The sequence below is a fragment of the Mesorhizobium sp. B2-5-11 genome (genome assembly GCF_006440835.1).
Lineage (GTDB): Bacteria > Pseudomonadota > Alphaproteobacteria > Rhizobiales > Rhizobiaceae > Mesorhizobium.
Genome location: NZ_VFUK01000008.1, coordinates 268,140 through 285,091 on the forward strand (window position 1 = coordinate 268,140; position 16,952 = coordinate 285,091).

Consider the following 16,952-nt stretch of genomic DNA (forward strand, 5'->3'; position numbering starts at 1 on the left):
TGCGCGACACGCGAATTTTGATGGGCATGCCCATAACGGTCGACATCGGTGGCGCCTCGACCGGGGAGCTGATCGACAGGGTCTTTGGCTATTTCGAGAATATCGACCGGCGCTTCAGCACATACCGGGCCGACAGCGAGATCGCGGCCATCAACCGCGGCGACGTTCCGGTCGCCGACTGGAGCGGCGAGATGATGGAAGTGCTCGCTCTCGCCAGACAGACGAAAGACGAGACGGACGGATACTTCGATATTCGCAAGCCCGACGGATCGCTCGATCCTTCCGGCATCGTCAAGGGCTGGGCAATCCGCAATGCGGCAGGCATCGTTCAACGGGCCGGCATCAGCGATTTCTTCATCGAGGCGGGCGGCGATATCCAGTCCTGCGGCAAGAATGCTTCGGGTCAGGATTGGAGCGTCGGTATCCGCAATCCCTTCAATGCTCACGAGATCGTAAAGGTCGTCTATCCCCGCGATCGCGGCGTCGCGACCTCAGGCACCTATGTCCGCGGCCAACACATCTACAACCCGCACGGGATTGGTAATCCAATCCAGGACATCGTCAGCCTGACCGTGATCGGCGCCGATGTGCTCGAAGCCGATCGTTTCGCCACCGCGGCCTTCGCCATGGGTCGGGACGGCATTTTCTTCATCGAGCAGACCCCTGGCCTGGAGGGATATCTCGTCGACGCCAGTGGCCGCGCCACCCCGACAGCCGGGTTCGGAGCCCTTTGCCTGCCATGATCAAGACCATCGACCGATTTCTCGATCACCTGACCATGTACAGGCTGGTCCTCTACTATCTGATGACGCTTGTCGGCGCAGCGTTCGTGCTCGGCTTCGCCAAGCTGGTGCCACATGACCCCATTGCGCTTGGCTTCACGACGGCTCTTGCGCTGGCCGCCTGCTGGATCACCAACAAGGCCTTTGCGCGTGTCTTCGCGGTCCCGGCCAACAACGAGTCCGCCTACATCACCGCGCTCATCCTGGCGCTTATCCTCGATCCGGTGGCGGTCACGGACACAAAGGGGATCGCAGCGGTGGCATTCGCGTCCGTCTGGGCGATTTCATCGAAATTCATTCTCGCCATCGGCCGAAAGCACCTTTTCAACCCGGCTGCGCTGGGCGTGGCGCTGTCCGCGCTGCTGCTCGACCAACCAGCCACCTGGTGGGTGGGCGGCAATCTGCCATTGCTTCCGCTCGTGCTCGTCGGCGGTATGCTCATTGTCCGCAAACTGCGCCGGCTTGACCTTGTCTCGACCTTCCTTGTCGCGGCGCTGGCGACCATCCTGGCAACGACCGATCCGGACCAGTATTGGACGGCGCTCACGCAGACACTGAGTTCCTCGCCCCTGCTGTTCTTTGCCTTCGTGATGCTGACCGAGCCGCTGACCGCGCCGACGATGCGTTGGCCGCGTATCGCCTTTGCCGCGATCGTCGGCTTTCTGTTTGCTCCCGCCATTCATCTCGGCTCGTTCTATTTCACGCCGGAACTGGCGCTGCTTGCCGGCAACCTGTTTGCCTATGCGGCAGGCCCCAAGGGACGCTTCGTGCTGACTCTTGAACGCATCGAGCAGTCGGCCGTCGACAGCTTTGACTTCATCTTCCGCTCGCCGCGCAAGCTCGCCTTCGAGGCCGGTCAGTATCTCGAATGGACGCTTGGTCTCCATCGTGCCGACAATCGCGGCAACCGCCGGTATTTCACGGTCGCCTCGGCGCCGACGGAGGAAACGGTCCGCCTCGGCGTCAAGTTCTATCCGCAATCAAGCGCCTTCAAGCGCGAATTGATGGCCATGAAGCCAGGCAGCACGATTCACGCCGCGCAACTGGCCGGCAATTTCACGTTGCCCGCCCGGCGTGAAATCAAGATCGCTTTCCTGGCCGGGGGCATCGGGATCACGCCATTCCGCTCGATGCTGCAATACCTACTCGACCGCAATGAGCGGCGGCCGATCGTCATCCTCTACGGAACCGAGGGGCAGCAGGACATTGCCTACCGTGACGTGCTCGGTGCCGCAAAACGCGAACTCGGCATCCGAACGTTCCACGCCGTCGCGCGAGGTGGCGAGCGTGGCCAGTATCCTGGCTACATCGACGAGCGCCTGATCCGTCTGGCTATACCGGACCACCTCGAGCGGATTTTCTACATTTCCGGCCCGCAGGCGATGGTCAAGGCGCTGCGCAAGAAGCTGCTGGCCATGGGCGTGCGTCGCTCGAAGATAAGGGTCGACTACTTCCCGGGTTTCGTCTGAAGGACGCTCAACTGTGTCGTCGCAAGGAAATGGCCATAAACAGACCCGGATCGGCGTTGGCCATGGCAAGGCGTCCGCCATAGGCTTCGACGATATCGGATACGATGGCCAGGCCAAGCCCGCTGCTGCCGCCCTTGCTGTCGAGCTGGACACCACGGGACAGAGCGGTCTCCCGATCGGCATCCGGTATGCCAGGACCATCATCGGCGACAGTGACGATTACCTCGTCAGCGGTGGAGGATGCATCGACACGCACTGACGACTTTGCGTAGCGCGCGGCGTTTTCGACCAGATTGCCGAGGATTTCCGACAAGTCGCCTTCATCCATCGGCGCTGTCAGATCCTCCGGGACGGTCATCTTGAATGAAAGCTGCTTGCCGCTTGGCGTGCGCTTGACGACGGCAATGACGCCGGCCGCGACCTGCGATACCCGGCAGGATGCCTCGCCGGAAACGCCGGGCGCGAGGCGGGCGCGCGCGAGCTCCCGCTCGACATGGCGCCGGATCGCTTCTGTGCTCTTCTCGATCTCGTCGGCCAGATCCGTCTCGCCTTTCTTGCGCAAGGCACGGATGTCAGCCGACAGGACCTGGAGCGGCGTCTTGAGGCCGTGCGCCAGATCGGTGGCGCGCGAACGGGCCCGAGCAAGAGCCTTCTCCTGGGCATTGAGAAGACGATTGATTTCGTCAGCGAGCGGCTGCACTTCGCTCGGTGCCACCACATCGAGCCGTGTCGTTCGCTGCGCAATCACGCTTCCGACGGCGGCCCGCAAGGTCTCCAGAGGTGCGAGACCGATCGTGATCTGGATGAAAAACGCGGCCATGAGAACTGCGGCGAGCATCAAGAGAGCCGGAGCAAGATCGCGAACATACTCGCTTACAGACGCCTCGATGGTTCGATGATCCTCCGCCACGACTGCGCGAAAGGACCGACCTCCGGCGTCGATGATTGTACGCTCGACCGCAATGCTGAGTTCTCCGCCAGGTCCCGTGAACTCCTCGACCGTTCGCATCTCACCCGTTGCGCTGCGGGCAGGCAGGACCAGCTTGGCGTCCCACAAAGATCGTGAGCGCTGGAGACCGCCGGTAGCGATGTCTTCGACCTGCCAGTAATAACCGGACAGCGGATTGGCGAAGCGCGGGTCGGTGAGCACCGGGGCTAACACCAGTTGGCCGTTGCTTGTGAAGGTCGTTGCGCCGATCAACTCATTGAGATCGACCGTCAGCTCGCCCACAACGCGCCGCTCGACGTGAAGTTCAAACAGATAGCGCAAGCCGGCGCCGGCTATGGCGAGCGCGACAAGAATCGAGATCGTTGCCGCCAGCCACAGCCTGAAGCGGATCGAGCCGCCCATCAGGCGGGATCATCGGGCATCAGATACCCGAAGCCGCGCCGCGTTTCGATGGCGCCACTCCCGAGCTTGCGACGCAAGCGCGCGACGATCACCTCGATCGTGTTCGGATCGCGGTCGTTCCCTGAATCGTAGAGATGCTCAGCAAGTTCGGTGGGCGCCACCACCCGACCAGCATGATGCATCAGAAACGCCAGGAGCCGGTATTCCAGCGGCGAAAGAGAAATGGGGACGCCACGGAGCGAAATACGCATCTGGCGCGTATCCAGAAGCAACGGCCCGGACCTCAGAACGGGTGCGGCCTGCCCGGCCGAACGACGCAGGATCGCCCGCAATCGGGCGAGCAGTTCTTCCATCTCAAAGGGTTTGGGAAGATAGTCGTCAGCACCGGAATTGATACCGTCCACGCGTTCGGTCCACGTACCTCTTGCCGTCAGGATGAGAACCGGAAACCTGCGCTCATTGGCCCGCCAGCGCTTCAAGACAGTGAGACCATCGAGCTTCGGCAACCCGAGGTCCAGGATCGCAGCATCGTAGTTCTCCACATCGCCTGCGAACCAGGCAGCCTCTCCATCGCGAACGATATCAACCGCCAGACCGGATGCCTTAAGGGCTGTAGCGATATCGGCGGCGATACGGGGCTCGTCCTCGGCAAGGAGGATCTTCATCAGTCCCCCTCCCTTTCGCGCATGATGACACCGGCACCGGCGTCAACATCGACAGTCTTTCGCCGGCCATCGGCGCCGACGACCTGGAATCGATAGACCCATTTGTTGGCCTTGCGGAGGAGGTCAACCGCGACGATGTCGCCTGGAGCCTGCGCGCGAACAATATCGAGGATATTGGAAAGGCCTTTTATCTCACCGTGTTCGTAGAGATCCCGCGCCCTGTCATGATCGCCATCGTCGTCCTCGTCAGCCCGCGCGGCAAGTGGCTGGGCCAGGACAAGCCCGGCCAGGCCCAGGATTGCGAGGCTCTTTAGTTTGACCATCATGAGGGAGGCATGTCGCACGTCGAAGCTTTCAATTTGCTGTCAACCATCCACAGCTGCCGGCAAGCAAAGGCTCGCTATCACGGCATCCTCGCGGCCAATCATGGCCGCGCAGAGAAAAGGATGTCGAAACCATGCGCAATTCCCTGTTCTTACTCGCAGCACTCGGATGCTTCTCGACCTTTGCCCTGCCGGCAGCCGCTGAATCTGAAGAAGGTTCATGCGCAGCGTCATCCTCATCCTCAATTGCCCCTGCCGGCCCAATCGATCTGGAGGCCATCCCCATGCAGGATGCCACCGGTCCCAAGGCGATCAAGGGCGTTGGCGATGACCACGAATGCGACGACAGTCACACTTCCAGTAAGGCCGTTTTCAGCAGCACTGACGAGGACGGCCAGGGGGACGACGACTGATACCGAAAAGCTTATGCCCAGCCCTTGAGCTGGGCGTCCGCTGATCAATTGCGCTATCGCCAAACTTACCCCCTCTATCTGCGCCATCCCTTGGCCACTCCGGAGATTTTCCTTGTCATGATCCCAGTCCAGCATATCCATCCCATGCTCGTGCATTTTCCCATTGTCCTCATCTACACTTTGGCGGCGATCGACCTTGTGGTGCTCGCTCGCGGCAACGCGGTGACCAAGCGTTCTGGCGTGGGGACGGTATCGACCTTTATCGCTCTCGCAGCCGGGGCGTTCGCGATTGGAACCTGGTTCTATGGGGGAATGGCACTCGATCATGCTGAAGCCGCCGGCTTCAGCAGTGACATAGCGGAGATCCACGAGAGCCTGGGAGGTATCACAGCGTTCGCGTTTCTGATCTGGGGCCTAGTGAGGCTCGGCCTTTGGGTGCGGAATCGTGAACTGCGGCTACTGACCATTGCTATTCCTCTGGTCGAAATTGGCGGAGCAATTCTGGTCACGGCGACGGCCTATTATGGTGGACTGCTTGTCTACGAACTTGGCGTGAACGTCGCTAAGACCGCGATCGCTGGTTGACGGGCACGCGCCTGGTTATTTGCAGCCCCAGCTTGGGTCATTTGTCTCGAGGGCAAAATGATTCAAATCAAGGCCCTTCGCTCATGCGGCATCTAAGAAGCCGGGAATGAAATATCTCCGGGGAGCGAGCATGCAAGCCGAAGCCATCATGAGCAAGCCAGTCATCTGCACGGACCCGTCCGCCTCGATCGCCGAGGTGGCCGGGCTGATGCTGTCCAATAAGATCAGCGGCCTGCCTGTTGTTCGCGGCGACGGCACGCTGGTGGGGATTGTCAGCGAGGGCGATTTCCTGCGACGAGGAGAACTGGACACCGAGCAAAAGCGCTCGCGCTGGCTAGAGTTTCTCGTCAGTCCTGGAAAGGCCGCCGACGAATATGTCCACGCCAATGGTCGACGGATCGAGGAGGTGATGTCCAGCGATGTCGTCACGGCGTCTCCCGCCGCGTCGCTCGCCGAGGTCGTCGAACTCATGACGCAACATCACGTCAAACGCATTCCGGTCATCGATGCCGGGAAAGTCGTCGGCATCATCACCCGTTCTGATCTGCTGCGGGCATTGCTCAGCGTCCTTCCGGATGCAGGCCGTTCGGTCATCGATGACGAGCAGATTCGCCACAACGTCGCTGGCGAGCTTGCAAAGCACAAATGGACCGGCAAAGACCTGATCCACGTGATGGTGAACAAGGGCGTGGTGATATTGAGCGGTGTCATCTTCGACGAACGTGAGCGCCAGGCAGCCTTTGTGGCAGCCGAAAACGTTGCCGGCGTAAAGGCTGTCAGGGATGGTCTCTTCTGCGCCGATCCGTTGTCCGTGGTGCTTGTTTCGTAGCGGCGGGACGATCCCGACGAACTTGCCACTGCAAGCCGCGGGTCCACGATCAATCTCGCTCGACAGCGAATTGTCGAGAATGAGAACATCACCAGCCGATTACCATGCCAAACGGGTTTGGATGCTCGCCTGAAGATGTGGCCACCAGCTGAAGAGGTCCGTGCTATCAAGCCCGCCAGGGCGATCCATGGAGTCCGGAGCCTACGCATCCGGTTGCGCTGGACCTCCAAGACGTACGGTCTTTCCAGAGGTTGAGTGACCCTCCATCCAGCTCGAGGCGTCGACGGTTCTAACGTTGACCGGCGGCGTGTTGCAGCCGTGCGATAAGATCACGGTTGCGGCAATAGTCTGGCGGATTATCGGCTTGCTGGTGTTCGTCGAGCCAGGTCGAGCATTCGTCCTGATGCCCACACGAGCGGCATCGGTCCACTGCCCGGTTGGTGACGGCGGCATGATCCGGCACCGATTTCAATTGTTTGTCGACGCCAAGCTTCTGCATCATGCGGCCCATCAGGGCGGTCCTGGCGTCGACTGAAACCAGATAATCGAGAAATGTCATGCTGATCACTCCTGCCTAGCGACCATCATTGTCATGTCGGCGGCCGCAATCATTGATCTCGATCAACAGCAGGCGTCGTTGCTAATCCCTGAGGCTAAACGGGAGGGCTTGGGCTCTGAGCTGAAGCGACAAGGCGGTCGAGAAAACGCCGTTGGCCGACTACCAACTTGTCCCGGGCCAAGGCTAGATCCAGCCATTCACCGCGGTCGACGTCGACAAACAATTGTCCCCGGCCACTGCGTGGTGGCCACTCCATAGCAGACAGATTGCTGCGCATCATCGCGGTGTCGAAATCACCCTCGAGCGCTGGGTTTGCCTTCTCGCTGGCGCTACTCACCCAAATTCAGCAGTGGGCCCTTGAGCTCCCAGCCTGTCTCTTCGGTGAACTCGCGCCGCGCCGTCCCCGCTAGGATTATACTCGCCCTTGCAATCGACCAGGCCCCAAGATCTCGCTTTTGCCAGAATGGGCCGCCTGGATGAACGAGCAGCACCTGCAGCCCCTTGTCCAATCTGCGATAAGGCAAAATGCCGGCGCTCTTTTCACGATGGTTTCAAGCCTCTCCACCCAGCCTATAATGTCGGGTACGCAGAATGAGACTTGGTGGCTCTGCCAATAGGTTGCCCCGGCCTCTTCGGGTGCGACTGCGGCTCCTCCTGGCCGAAGAACCCGCGCTTTGTCGCCTCTGAGGCCCATAGATAGAGCGCGGTGATAGCGACAAGTCCGGCAAGTATAGGCAGCGGCAAGGGCACGAAACCGAACCAGTCTGCGAACGGCAGATACGGAATCATGATCGCGACAAACCCGACGCCCAGTGTCAGCCAGGCGAGCAAGGGGCTCGGACGGCTCGCCCAAAAAGCGCGGTGCGTACGAACGATGAGCACGATTGCAAGCTCGGTCAGCAACGATTCGACAAACCAGGCTGTCTGGAATGCAGCCTCTGTGGCATGGGCGAAGAGCAGCAGGAACGCGAAGGTTGCGAAATCGAACAGCGAACTGACCAGGCCAAAGCTGATCATGAATCGCCTCACGAAACGGATGTCCCAGTGGCGCGGCCTGTGCAGCTGATCTGCGTCAACGTTGTCACTTGCGATGGCGAGTGAGGGCACGTCGGAAAGGAAATTGTTGAGCAGGATCTGCTTTGCCAGAAGTGGCAGGAAAGGCAGGAATAGCGAGGCGACCGCCATACTTATCATGTTGCCGAAATTGGCGCTGGTGGTGATGGAGATATATTTCATGGTGTTGGCGAAGGTCTTGCGGCCGTCGTCGACGCCCCGCACCAGCACTCCGAGATCCTGCTTGAGAAGGATGATATCGGCAGCCTCACGCGCGACATCGCATGCGGTGTCGACGGAGACCCCAATATCGGCCTCATGGAGCGCGGGCGCATCATTGATGCCGTCACCCAGATAGCCAACGACATGGCCCCTGCTCCGCAAGGCCTGGACAATGCGTTCTTTCTGGTTGGGATCGATCTCGACGAAGAGGTCAGTGTCCTGCACGGCTGCAAAGAGCGCGCTCTTGGTCAACTTCGACAGATCCTCCCCGGTCATGATCCGATCGCTACGCAAGCCGACCGCTTGAGCAAGATGGGCTGCAACGTAGCGGTTGTCGCCCGTAATGACGTTCACGGCGATGCCCCGGTGGGCGAGTTCGGCAAGCGTGCTCTTTACGCCTTCCTTGGGCGGGTCTAGGAAAAGCAGAAAGCCGGCGAAGGCGAGATCGACCTCGTCCTTCCTGCCATAGGTAGCGTGGCTTTCAAATCGACGCGTCGCTAGCCCCAGAACGCGATATCCTTCCGCGCTCCAGCGTCGAAACATCTTGTCGATCGCCGCGCGGTGCGTGTCTTCGAGAGGTTCCAGGCCTTTCGCTGTGCCGACGAAGCTGCAGGTTTCGAGGACGTTCTGTACTGCGCCTTTCGTGATCAGAAGATCTTCGCCATCCTTGGTTCGCACAACAACGGATAGGCGCTTGCGAATGAAATCATAAGGGATCTCGTCGACCTTGGTGAAAGCGGCCAATGATGCACCCTTGCCCGGCGCACCGGCGATGGCTTCGTCCAGCGGGTTCTTCAGTCCAGTGTGCAGGGTTGCGTTGAGACGTGCCCAAAGCAGGATGTCGGTTGACGGGTTGCCGTCGACATCAAGCCATCCGTCAAGGTGGATCACGCCTTCCGTCAGCGTGCCGGTCTTGTCGGTGCAAAGCACGTCCATGCTGCCCAGATTCTCGATGGCGTCGAGACGGCGCACGATGACGCCATTGGCAGCCATGGCGCGGGCGCCACGAGCAAGTGTTACACTGATAATGGCCGGGAGCAGTTCAGGTGTGAGGCCGACCGCGAGTGCCAGGGAAAACAACAGCGATTCTATCAGCGGACGATGCAGCATCAGATTGGCAAAAAACACGATGATGACAATCGCCAGCATGATCTCGGTCATCAGATAGCCAAACGATCTGATCCCGCGGGCAAAATCCGTTTCCGGGATTTGTCGCTCCAGTGCCGCTGCGATGGAGGCGAATTCGGTGCGCCGGCCGGTCGCTGCCGCAAGCACGGTCGCCGTGCCGCTGCGCACGGACGTACCGGTAAACACCGCATTGTTGCGTTGGGCGACGGACGCATCAGGATCTGATCGCCCCGCCGCCTTCAGGACGGGGAAGGTTTCGCCAGTCAGCACCGCCTCGCTGACATTGAAATCCCGCGCTTCGAGGATGACGCAGTCGGCAGGTATGAGGTTTCCGGCCGATAGCCGGATGAGGTCGCCCGGCACGATTTCTTCGGCAGAAACGGAGGATTCGACGCCATCTCGCAGCACGGTAGCCTTGCGCGAGATACGCTGTTTAAGTGCCTCTGTCGCCCGCGACGCCCCATACTCCTGGGTGAAGCTGAGAACGCAACTTGCCAGCACGATCGCCCCGATGATTGCGGCCTCCTGACCTGCACCGACGAAGGCCGAAACGCTAGCCGCGAAGATCAGGATCAGGACAAGCGGGCTACGGAACTGGCGAACGAACACGCTAAGCGCCGACGCGCCTGACTTCGAGGCCGGCGTATTCGCGCCGTATTTGATGAGCCGCGAGGCGGCATCCGACCCAGCCAGGCCCGATGTGGGCGAAGTTGCCAGACCTCGCACGAGATCTTCGCTGGTGATCGACCAATACGGACTTGCGGCCGCCGCAACGGAATGTTGGTCCACGCCAGAAGACACGATATTCGCCATCAGTATGACAGGAAGCGGTTGATGCTGCTCTCTTCGATCAGCGTGCGGGTGACGCCACCAAACGCCCATTCGCGCAGGCGGCTATGGCCATAGGCGCCTGAGACGATCATGTCGGCATTGATCGAGCGTGCGAATGTCAACAACTGCTCGCCATCGACTTCACCGGTGATCAGTTCCGTCTGCGCCATGATGCCATGGTGCTCAAGATAGACAGCGACATCGGCGAGACTGTCACGAACATTGTCGTCGCCTTTGGCGGCGGCGATCGTGGCGACGACAACCTCATTGGCCTTGGCCAGAAAAGGCAAGGCATCCGCCACCGCCCGTCGCGCCTCCCTGGTATCCTTCCAGGCAACCAGGACCGTATTAGCGCGGAGGTGTTCGACGTTGTTTCCGATGACCAGGACTGGCCGGCCGATGCCGAGCGCCAGGCTGCCAACATCGGCGGCGCGAAACACGTCGTCTCCCGACGCACCGGTCACGACAAGATCGGCTGCGCGGGCGAAAACGCTGAGGAAGCGGGTCGGGCTGCAGACGGCCTGTCCCCACTCGCTTGTGATCGAAGCCGGGACCAGGCTTTCGAACTCGGCACGCAGTTCGGCAAGCCTCTTTTCGATTTCAGTCCGCTGAATCTGCATGACCTCCCCTTCGTAGACCATGCCTTCACCCGTCGCGACCAAGGGCGGAACATCCGCCGCCGCCAGACCAATGAGATGGGCGCCGAAACGCTCTGCGAGTTCGATACCCACTTTCACAATCGCAGCAGGGGGCGTATCGACGGCGAGATTCGCGATTATGGACTTGTAGGACATTGGACGCGCCTTTCACTCAAGCGTTTCGAATGTGCTATGAATTGCATTCACGGGCGCTGGCTTCCTTGATGCGCGTCAAAGAACCGGCCAATCGCTTTTGCATCTAGACTTCGGCCTCGATCCGTTTTGTCTCTGATCGGAGAAGTGATAGTTAGGCCTTGTTTATGTGTCTCGAGCCTAAGGAACCGCGGGTGATCCAAGACGAAGCATTCAGTTTGACGCCTGGCGGGACGACGCTCGAATCCCTATTGTCGCAAATGTTCGATCGGGCGCCCGGGTTCATGGCTCTGATACGCGAGCCTGACCATGTGTTCGTACTGACCAATGCCGCCTACCAGCAACTCATTGGCGACCGGCAGGTTATTGGAAAATCGGCGCGCGAGGCCTTTCCCGAACTCGAAAGACACGAATTCCTCGAACGGCTCGACCGCGTGTACGTGACTGGCGAGTCCTACAGCGGCAAAGGCGTGAAGGTCGGATTCCGCAACAGCAGCAATGGGCCAATTGAAGAGCGTATCCTGGATGTTGTCTATCAGCCGATCAGGGCCGATGACGGTCGAATTACCGCCATCTTCATTGAAGGCACGGATGTCAGCGACCTCTCATTTGCGAATGCCGCGCTTCTGTTGCGCGAAGATCATCTGCGTTCAATCCTGGCGACCGTGCCTGATGCGATGGTCGTCATTGACGAGCAAGGCAGTATCCAGTCCTTCAGCACGGCCGCCGAAACGCTGTTCGGTTACCAGTCGGGCGAGGTCATCGGACAGAACGTCAAGATGCTGATGCCGGCGCCCTATCGCGAAGAGCACGATGCTTATCTGCTTCGCTACCTGACGACCGGGGAGCGTCGGATCATCGGGCTCGGCCGCACCGTGACCGGGGCACGCAAGGATGGCACGACTTTCCCGATGGAGCTTTCCGTCGGCGAAATGCACCCGGGAACCGGACGCTTCTTTACCGGCTTTTGCCGCGACCTGACTGAACGTCATCGCGCGGAAGCAAGAATTCAGGAACAGCAGCAGGAGCTTCTGCACATGGCGCGGTTTACCGCCCTTGGCGAGATGGCATCGACGCTCGCTCATGAGATCAACCAACCGCTGACAGCCATCACCAATTACCTGAAGGGCAGCCGACGGCTCCTGGAGAAGAGCACGGAAGCAAACGCGCCGATGCTGCGGGATGCCGTGGAAAAGGCCGCCGAGCAGGCCCTGCGGGCAGGCGACGTCATTCGTCATCTGCGCGATTTTGTTGCCAGGGGCGAAAGCGAGCGCCAGGTCGAGCGATTGCCGGCGCTCATCGAGGAAGCCTCGTCGCTCGCCCTGGTTGGTGCGAGGGAGATCAATGTCCAGATCGGCTACAAGCTCGACCCTGCCGCGGAACTGGTCTTGACCGATCGCATCCAAATTCAGCAGGTTCTGCTCAATCTGATGCGCAACGCAGTGGAGGCCATGCAGGAAACGCAGCGCCGTGAATTGAAAATCACAACCGTTGCCCGGGACGATGGCATGGCTGAAGTGAGCGTGATCGATACCGGTCCGGGGCTCGCGCCAGAGGTTTCGGCGCAACTGTTCCAGCCATTTGTGACCACCAAGAAGCAGGGTATGGGTGTCGGTCTCTCCATCTGCCGCACCATCGTTGAATCGCACGGCGGCCACATCTGGGCCGAGGCAATGCCGACGGGCGGCACCGCCTTTCGGTTCACCTTACGCATCGTTGAGAAGGATGAGGTCACAAATGGCCGACAGTGATCTGGTCCACGTCGTCGACGACGATGTTGATGTTCGCAAGTCTCTCGGTTTTCTGCTGGCGACAGCCGACTTTGCCGTACGCCTGTACGAGTCGGCCACTGCTTTTCTCTCAGCGGCGGATGGCCATCTCGACGGCTGCATCGTTACGGACGTGCGCATGCCGGGAATAGACGGCATCGAATTGCTACGGCAACTCAGAACAGGCGGCCACAAGATTCCGGTCATCATCATGACAGGTCACGCCGACGTGGCGCTCGCCGTTCAGGCCATGAAGGAAGGCGCTTCCGATTTCGTCGAAAAGCCGTTTGACGACGAGATGCTGATCCAGGCGATACGCTCTGCACTGGCCAACCGGAACGAGGCGAACGCGGCGCATCCCCAGTCCGCGGATATCCGCGCGCGTCTATCGACCTTGTCTGACCGCGAGCGCCAAGTGCTGGACGGACTCGTTGCCGGTTTACCCAACAAGACGATTGCCTACGATCTGGGGATCAGCCCGCGCACGGTCGAAATCCACCGGGCCAATGTCATGAGCAAAATGGAGGCGAGTAGTCTGTCACACCTGGTGCGTATGGCGTTGATCGTGGAGTCCCGACCCTAGGGAGAGTCCTCGAGAGGATTGCGATTTCTGACCTCGGTCCTTTCCCAATCCCAATCGCGCCAATGGGTCGGCCGGATGTCGAGACGGGCACCACTAGCAGCATTCTTCCAGCCCTCCTTTATCCTTCTGCAGGCAAACACAAGCGCGTGCTCGCCGTCTTCGTCGAAAACGGCCAGTTCTAGATCGCGACCAAAAGGAGCGCTTAGGATTGGTTTCCACATCGCATCAAAATCTTCGCAAACGGTGTGGCGCGCCTTGATCTGCATCACTTTTTGAAATTACCGGCAAAGCGGGCGCGATTGCCTGTGTCGAACCGATGTCGACCACAATTCCTGCGGCAGACGCCATACCGGCCGCAATCACATGCGCGCCGCGGGCAGCCCAATCGATCGCGATTGCAGCATTGATATCTGATCCGACGTCCATGGCGATGGGCACCATTTCCCTGAACTGCTCCATGACCTCGCTCCGGCGATGATCGGCCATCTTAGGCCGGCTGCCGAACCAGAATTTGATCCGCGTCAATCACCGCACAATCGCGGCATCTGCGCCATACGCCGATTGATCGTGATCAAGGACTGCGCCGCCTAGGAGCCTATCGTTCGACGGCAAAACGAGATTTGCCATGCGGTATACCTAGGTCGACGAAGGCGCAGTGGCGGCCAGCATGTTGCCAGAGGGCATCCTGGAGCACTGGTTCATTGCCAGCGGCGACCCGATCAGGGCCGGAGAGCGCATAGCCGAGGTTCGCGTCGAAAGCGCGCTGCACGAGATTGTCGCGCCGGCAGCTGGGCGTGCGACCATTGTCGCATCGGCGAATACCGTCATTAAACCTGGATCGATCCTGGCAATCCTGGTGTCGCAGCCTGCTTAAGCCCTCAGCGCCTCAGATTGCCGTTCAGCAATACACGCAAGGATTTCCAGCAATGGCGACCCGACACGCCGCGCCTGCGACCATTGTGAAGCCAAGGTGTTCTTTTTCAACCGCGAGAACCTCCGACAGTGTGAGACTTGCGACGACGCTTGCGCATCATCCGAGCCACAACAAGGCTGGCTCGGTCGACGGCAAGCGTGCATTGGGAAATCAGGCCTTCTACCACGACATCCTCAGCGCCCTTCGGTCCGCGACCAGGGTCGGCGAAGCACGAGCTGGCCACGCACATCCGCGAGTACAACACCGGCTTAAACAATCGCATTGTCGGCATCGAACCGGCGGATCCTCCTACCGAGGCCCAGATCCTGGCGCATGCGCAGTCGTTTCTTCGTGCCCCTGGCCGGATGTTGCCCTGGCCCTCTCCGGTAGCAGTTTGCTGGCCGGCAATTGGCCGCGAATAGCCGGAGCCGTTCAGACCCGATCGCCTGCCGCATTCGAGACTGGGTCACGGCTGCTGCAGCGTGCTGATATACGTGATGATTGCTTCGATCTGATCGGGGCTCGCAGTCCACTCTGGCATATCCGGATGGCCAGTCGAAATGCCCTCCGCAAGAGCTTCCTCCAGATCGGAGATCGGATAGCGCTTTGACAAGGTGCGAAATGGCGGAGCGTCGGGATGGTTGCTCCTGTCAGTTTTTCCGACGGCGTGACAGCGGGCGCAGTTGACCTCCACCAACGCCTTGCCATGCTCCGTTACGCTATCGGCCAAGGCTGGCTGCACACATCCGAGTAACATCAACGCAAATACGGAAGCCCTGAGACGACTATGTCTGTAAACGGCGTTCATGTTGTCTGACGACCTCCGCATTGCCGTCTACACGACAGTCTTAGCCGCGGCATCCTCGATCGCTATCCTGGCGCCCTTACGCATGTTTCTGGCCGTTTCGGAAGCGAGCCTGGAGGTCAATGCGGCGACCTTGCCGGCTTCGATCACGTATTGCGACGTCGCATTCTGCACGAAAGCAGCGAAGATGTCGAAGGCATCATTGAACTGCGGACCACTGATCAAGTCATCGGCCAGCCTCACGTCCTGCTCACAACGATGCTTCAGAAACGCCAGCGTTTCAACATTGAAGCGCATCATGGCCTTGAAGGCGTGCACCTGAAGGGACGCGGCGGCGAGGAAGAGCTTCTGGCCATTCTCCGCCACCGGCAACAATTGTGTGCCTAATGAGGATGGCTCGGGCTGAGTGTGCATTATCGACTACTCCGTTCTGAATCTCCACAGCACGACGTTGACGCCATTCGTCGTCATGTCCTTGATCAGGATCAACCCTATGGTCTTGCGGGCTGTACGAGCGTGCCGGCACCAGCCGTTTTCCTTGCTTTTACGCCTCCCTCTATTTGATGGCCAAGTCGGTTCAACCGCAGATGGAATGAGCGATGGCTTTTAAGATGATTATGGTGCAACTGGACGTAGACGCGACGCCGCGCCGCGCATCTCGATGGCATGGGATTTGGCTCAACGGCTCGAGGCCGACCTCTGGCTTCTAGCGCCGCCGAGCCGCATTTTGTCCTTCCGACCGGCACTGACGACCAGGCCGCGCCCAAGGCGTTGTGGTGCCAGGTGGAGGAGATAGAAGGTCGCCTCGACTGCCTGAGAGAGGAATTCCTGAGCACCGTCAACGGCAGCAATCGTGCATCTTGGCGCGCAAAGATAGGCAATCCCACGCGCGAACTTGCACTCAATGCGCGTGCTGCCGATTTGATCTTGACCGGCTCGCCGTCGACCGATCTGGTGGTCGACCATAATCGTATGCTGGATGCGGCGAGTCTCATCCTGGCGTCCCGTGGCGACGATGTCGCGGACGTTAGCTCTTTCTGGCACGGCACGGAGTGACAGCGCGATCTGTGGTCTTGGATGCGCGCCTCTCCGAACCGGCGGACATCCTCCTGCAGATCGGACAGGATATTGCGGCCGATCTCATAGTTCTCGGCGGCTACGGTCACAGTCGGCTACTGGAGAGGACCTTTGGCGGCGTGACGCGTTCTGTGCTGCGCAGCGGATCATTGCATCGGTTCATATCGACCTGAGCAGGCGGAGCCTCGGAGTCGTGATTTTGACATGAATCAAGGTCGTCCGTTGCCGCAAAGGGTTACGTCCAACCCTTGCCAAATTCGGTGTAGCCGATGCCCGCAGCGCGACAGCGAGTAAATAAGGAGATTCGGACATGAATTATCAGCGGTTCTTCGAGGACGCGATCGACCAGCTCCATGCGGAACGACGCTACCGCGTCTTTGCCGACCTCGAGCGCATAGCGGGCAAATTTCCGCGTGCCATCTGGCGCGCCAACGGCCGCGCAGAGGAAATCACCGTCTGGTGCTCCAACGACTATCTCGGCATGGGCCAGCACCCGGATGTCATCGCAGCGTTCCAGAACGCGGCGGGCCGGATGGGTTCGGGCGCCGGCGGCACCCGCAACATCTCCGGCACCAGCAATCCGCTGGTCGAACTCGAGCATGAGCTCGCCGACCTGCACGACAAGGAAGCCGCGCTGGTCTTCACCTCCGGTTTTGTCTCCAACGAAGCCTCGATCTCGACCATCGCGCGGCTTTTGCCCAACTGCCTGATCATTTCGGACGAGCTCAACCATGCCTCGATGATCGAAGGCGTGCGGCGCTCGGGCGCGGAAAAGAAGATTTTTCGCCACAACGATGTCGCGCA

Annotated in this window: 20 protein-coding genes and 1 pseudogene; 11 read left to right on the plus strand and 10 right to left on the minus strand. The window is 60.0% G+C overall.

Features of this window, described 5'->3' with window-relative positions; all coding sequences use genetic code 11:
* The first annotated feature begins 20 nt into the window (after window positions 1-20).
* The gene (locus FJ490_RS24375) at window positions 21-743 is read left to right on the plus strand and encodes an FAD:protein FMN transferase (protein WP_224656230.1); all 723 of its coding nucleotides are present in this window, start codon (window positions 21-23) and stop codon (window positions 741-743) included.
* On the plus strand, window positions 740-2,251 hold the full coding sequence (locus tag FJ490_RS24380; RefSeq protein ID WP_140522883.1) for an RnfABCDGE type electron transport complex subunit D: 1,512 nt from the start codon (window positions 740-742) through the stop codon (window positions 2,249-2,251). The genes FJ490_RS24375 and FJ490_RS24380 overlap by 4 nt, the downstream gene beginning before the upstream one ends.
* 7 nt (window positions 2,252-2,258) lie before the next feature.
* On the opposite strand, the gene FJ490_RS24385 is transcribed toward FJ490_RS24380, so the two are convergent.
* From FJ490_RS24385 to FJ490_RS24395, 3 genes are read right to left on the minus strand one after another with little or no spacing between them, the layout of a single operon-like run.
* Window positions 2,259-3,602, minus strand: a complete 1,344-nt coding sequence (locus tag FJ490_RS24385; RefSeq protein ID WP_140522885.1) for a HAMP domain-containing sensor histidine kinase — start codon at window positions 3,600-3,602, stop codon at window positions 2,259-2,261.
* Complete coding sequence (locus FJ490_RS24390) at window positions 3,602-4,267, minus strand: response regulator transcription factor (RefSeq protein WP_140522887.1); 666 nt, start codon at window positions 4,265-4,267, stop codon at window positions 3,602-3,604. The genes FJ490_RS24385 and FJ490_RS24390 overlap by 1 nt, the downstream gene beginning before the upstream one ends.
* Window positions 4,267-4,593 carry a PepSY domain-containing protein gene (locus tag FJ490_RS24395; RefSeq protein ID WP_140522889.1) on the minus strand — a complete coding sequence of 109 codons (327 nt, stop codon included), beginning with the start codon at window positions 4,591-4,593 and terminating at the stop codon, window positions 4,267-4,269. The genes FJ490_RS24390 and FJ490_RS24395 overlap by 1 nt, the downstream gene beginning before the upstream one ends.
* A gap of 131 nt (window positions 4,594-4,724) precedes the next feature.
* On the opposite strand from FJ490_RS24395, the gene FJ490_RS24400 reads away from it, so the two are divergent.
* From FJ490_RS24400 to FJ490_RS24410, 3 genes are all read left to right on the plus strand, one after another.
* The gene (locus FJ490_RS24400; protein ID WP_140522891.1) at window positions 4,725-5,003 is read left to right on the plus strand and encodes a hypothetical protein; all 279 of its coding nucleotides are present in this window, start codon (window positions 4,725-4,727) and stop codon (window positions 5,001-5,003) included.
* A gap of 117 nt (window positions 5,004-5,120) precedes the next feature.
* Entirely contained in the window at window positions 5,121-5,588 is a 468-nt protein-coding gene (locus FJ490_RS24405; protein ID WP_140522893.1) for a DUF2231 domain-containing protein, read from the plus strand.
* Between the two features lie 130 nt (window positions 5,589-5,718).
* A complete protein-coding gene (locus tag FJ490_RS24410) occupies window positions 5,719-6,417 on the plus strand; it encodes a CBS domain-containing protein (RefSeq protein ID WP_140522895.1) in 699 nt (232 codons plus the stop codon).
* 289 nt (window positions 6,418-6,706) lie between these two features.
* Here the strand turns inward: FJ490_RS24410 and FJ490_RS24415 are convergent, their stop codons facing one another.
* The 4 genes and pseudogenes from FJ490_RS24415 to FJ490_RS24430 form a co-directional block, all read right to left on the minus strand.
* The gene (locus FJ490_RS24415; RefSeq protein WP_140522897.1) at window positions 6,707-6,976 is read right to left on the minus strand and encodes a DUF6455 family protein; all 270 of its coding nucleotides are present in this window, start codon (window positions 6,974-6,976) and stop codon (window positions 6,707-6,709) included.
* Between the two features lie 94 nt (window positions 6,977-7,070).
* Window positions 7,071-7,503, minus strand: a pseudogene (locus tag FJ490_RS33230) (NUDIX hydrolase).
* Window positions 7,504-7,546: 43 nt separating this feature from the next.
* Window positions 7,547-10,261, minus strand: a complete 2,715-nt coding sequence (mgtA, locus tag FJ490_RS24425) for a magnesium-translocating P-type ATPase (protein WP_140522899.1) — start codon at window positions 10,259-10,261, stop codon at window positions 7,547-7,549.
* Complete coding sequence (locus FJ490_RS24430; RefSeq protein ID WP_140522901.1) at window positions 10,192-11,004, minus strand: universal stress protein; 813 nt, start codon at window positions 11,002-11,004, stop codon at window positions 10,192-10,194. The genes mgtA and FJ490_RS24430 overlap by 70 nt, the downstream gene beginning before the upstream one ends.
* Window positions 11,005-11,261: 257 nt before the next feature.
* On the opposite strand from FJ490_RS24430, the gene FJ490_RS24435 reads away from it, so the two are divergent.
* Both FJ490_RS24435 and fixJ read left to right on the plus strand, forming a co-directional pair.
* On the plus strand, window positions 11,262-12,752 hold the full coding sequence (locus FJ490_RS24435) for a PAS domain-containing sensor histidine kinase (RefSeq protein ID WP_224656241.1): 1,491 nt from the start codon (window positions 11,262-11,264) through the stop codon (window positions 12,750-12,752).
* Entirely contained in the window at window positions 12,739-13,353 is a 615-nt protein-coding gene (gene fixJ, locus FJ490_RS24440) for a response regulator FixJ (RefSeq protein ID WP_140522905.1), read from the plus strand. The genes FJ490_RS24435 and fixJ overlap by 14 nt, the downstream gene beginning before the upstream one ends.
* A gap of 225 nt (window positions 13,354-13,578) precedes the next feature.
* Here fixJ and FJ490_RS24450 read toward each other — a convergent pair whose 3' ends face one another.
* Window positions 13,579-13,812, minus strand: a complete 234-nt coding sequence (locus tag FJ490_RS24450) for a hypothetical protein (protein WP_140527996.1) — start codon at window positions 13,810-13,812, stop codon at window positions 13,579-13,581.
* A 196-nt stretch (window positions 13,813-14,008) separates the two neighbouring features.
* Here FJ490_RS24450 and FJ490_RS24455 point away from each other — a divergent pair, with 196 nt between their 5' ends.
* On the plus strand, window positions 14,009-14,227 hold the full coding sequence (locus FJ490_RS24455) for a biotin/lipoyl-containing protein (protein WP_224656228.1): 219 nt from the start codon (window positions 14,009-14,011) through the stop codon (window positions 14,225-14,227).
* 505 nt (window positions 14,228-14,732) lie between these two features.
* Here FJ490_RS24455 and FJ490_RS24460 read toward each other — a convergent pair.
* Entirely contained in the window at window positions 14,733-15,023 is a 291-nt protein-coding gene (locus tag FJ490_RS24460; RefSeq protein WP_140523410.1) for a cytochrome c, read from the minus strand.
* A 78-nt stretch (window positions 15,024-15,101) separates the two neighbouring features.
* Window positions 15,102-15,437, minus strand: coding sequence for a phasin family protein (locus tag FJ490_RS24465; protein WP_224684585.1), 336 nt, complete (start codon window positions 15,435-15,437; stop codon window positions 15,102-15,104).
* A gap of 417 nt (window positions 15,438-15,854) precedes the next feature.
* Between FJ490_RS24465 and FJ490_RS24470 the strand changes: the two genes are divergently transcribed.
* The 3 genes from FJ490_RS24470 to FJ490_RS24480 all read left to right on the plus strand — a co-directional run.
* Window positions 15,855-16,127: a hypothetical protein gene (locus FJ490_RS24470; RefSeq protein WP_140522912.1), complete on the plus strand. Its 273-nt coding sequence runs from the start codon at window positions 15,855-15,857 to the stop codon at window positions 16,125-16,127.
* 11 nt (window positions 16,128-16,138) lie between these two features.
* Window positions 16,139-16,321 (plus strand): universal stress protein, encoded by a 183-nt coding sequence (locus tag FJ490_RS24475; RefSeq protein ID WP_224684587.1) that lies wholly within the window; start codon window positions 16,139-16,141, stop codon window positions 16,319-16,321.
* Between the two features lie 137 nt (window positions 16,322-16,458).
* The coding region (locus FJ490_RS24480) for an aminotransferase class I/II-fold pyridoxal phosphate-dependent enzyme (protein ID WP_140729378.1) at window positions 16,459-16,952 on the plus strand (494 nt) is incomplete at its 3' end.

Bases quoted from the DNA above. Each gene is read 5' to 3' on its own strand.
- FJ490_RS24460 (WP_140523410.1), bottom strand. From the start codon at position 15,023: ATGTTACTCGGATGTGTGCAGCCAGCCTTGGCCGATAGCGTAACGGAG.
- FJ490_RS24375 (WP_224656230.1), top strand. From the start codon at position 21: ATGGGCATGCCCATAACGGTCGACATCGGTGGCGCCTCGACCGGGGAG.
- FJ490_RS24390 (WP_140522887.1), bottom strand. From the start codon at position 4,267: ATGAAGATCCTCCTTGCCGAGGACGAGCCCCGTATCGCCGCCGATATC.
- FJ490_RS24395 (WP_140522889.1), bottom strand. From the start codon at position 4,593: ATGATGGTCAAACTAAAGAGCCTCGCAATCCTGGGCCTGGCCGGGCTT.
- mgtA (WP_140522899.1), bottom strand. From the start codon at position 10,261: ATGGGCGTTTGGTGGCGTCACCCGCACGCTGATCGAAGAGAGCAGCAT.
- FJ490_RS24430 (WP_140522901.1), bottom strand. From the start codon at position 11,004: ATGTCCTACAAGTCCATAATCGCGAATCTCGCCGTCGATACGCCCCCT.
- FJ490_RS24400 (WP_140522891.1), top strand. From the start codon at position 4,725: ATGCGCAATTCCCTGTTCTTACTCGCAGCACTCGGATGCTTCTCGACC.
- FJ490_RS24380 (WP_140522883.1), top strand. From the start codon at position 740: ATGATCAAGACCATCGACCGATTTCTCGATCACCTGACCATGTACAGG.
- FJ490_RS24410 (WP_140522895.1), top strand. From the start codon at position 5,719: ATGCAAGCCGAAGCCATCATGAGCAAGCCAGTCATCTGCACGGACCCG.
- FJ490_RS24415 (WP_140522897.1), bottom strand. From the start codon at position 6,976: ATGACATTTCTCGATTATCTGGTTTCAGTCGACGCCAGGACCGCCCTG.
- fixJ (WP_140522905.1), top strand. From the start codon at position 12,739: ATGGCCGACAGTGATCTGGTCCACGTCGTCGACGACGATGTTGATGTT.
- FJ490_RS24450 (WP_140527996.1), bottom strand. From the start codon at position 13,812: ATGGAGCAGTTCAGGGAAATGGTGCCCATCGCCATGGACGTCGGATCA.
- FJ490_RS24405 (WP_140522893.1), top strand. From the start codon at position 5,121: ATGATCCCAGTCCAGCATATCCATCCCATGCTCGTGCATTTTCCCATT.
- FJ490_RS24435 (WP_224656241.1), top strand. From the start codon at position 11,262: ATGTTCGATCGGGCGCCCGGGTTCATGGCTCTGATACGCGAGCCTGAC.
- FJ490_RS24385 (WP_140522885.1), bottom strand. From the start codon at position 3,602: ATGGGCGGCTCGATCCGCTTCAGGCTGTGGCTGGCGGCAACGATCTCG.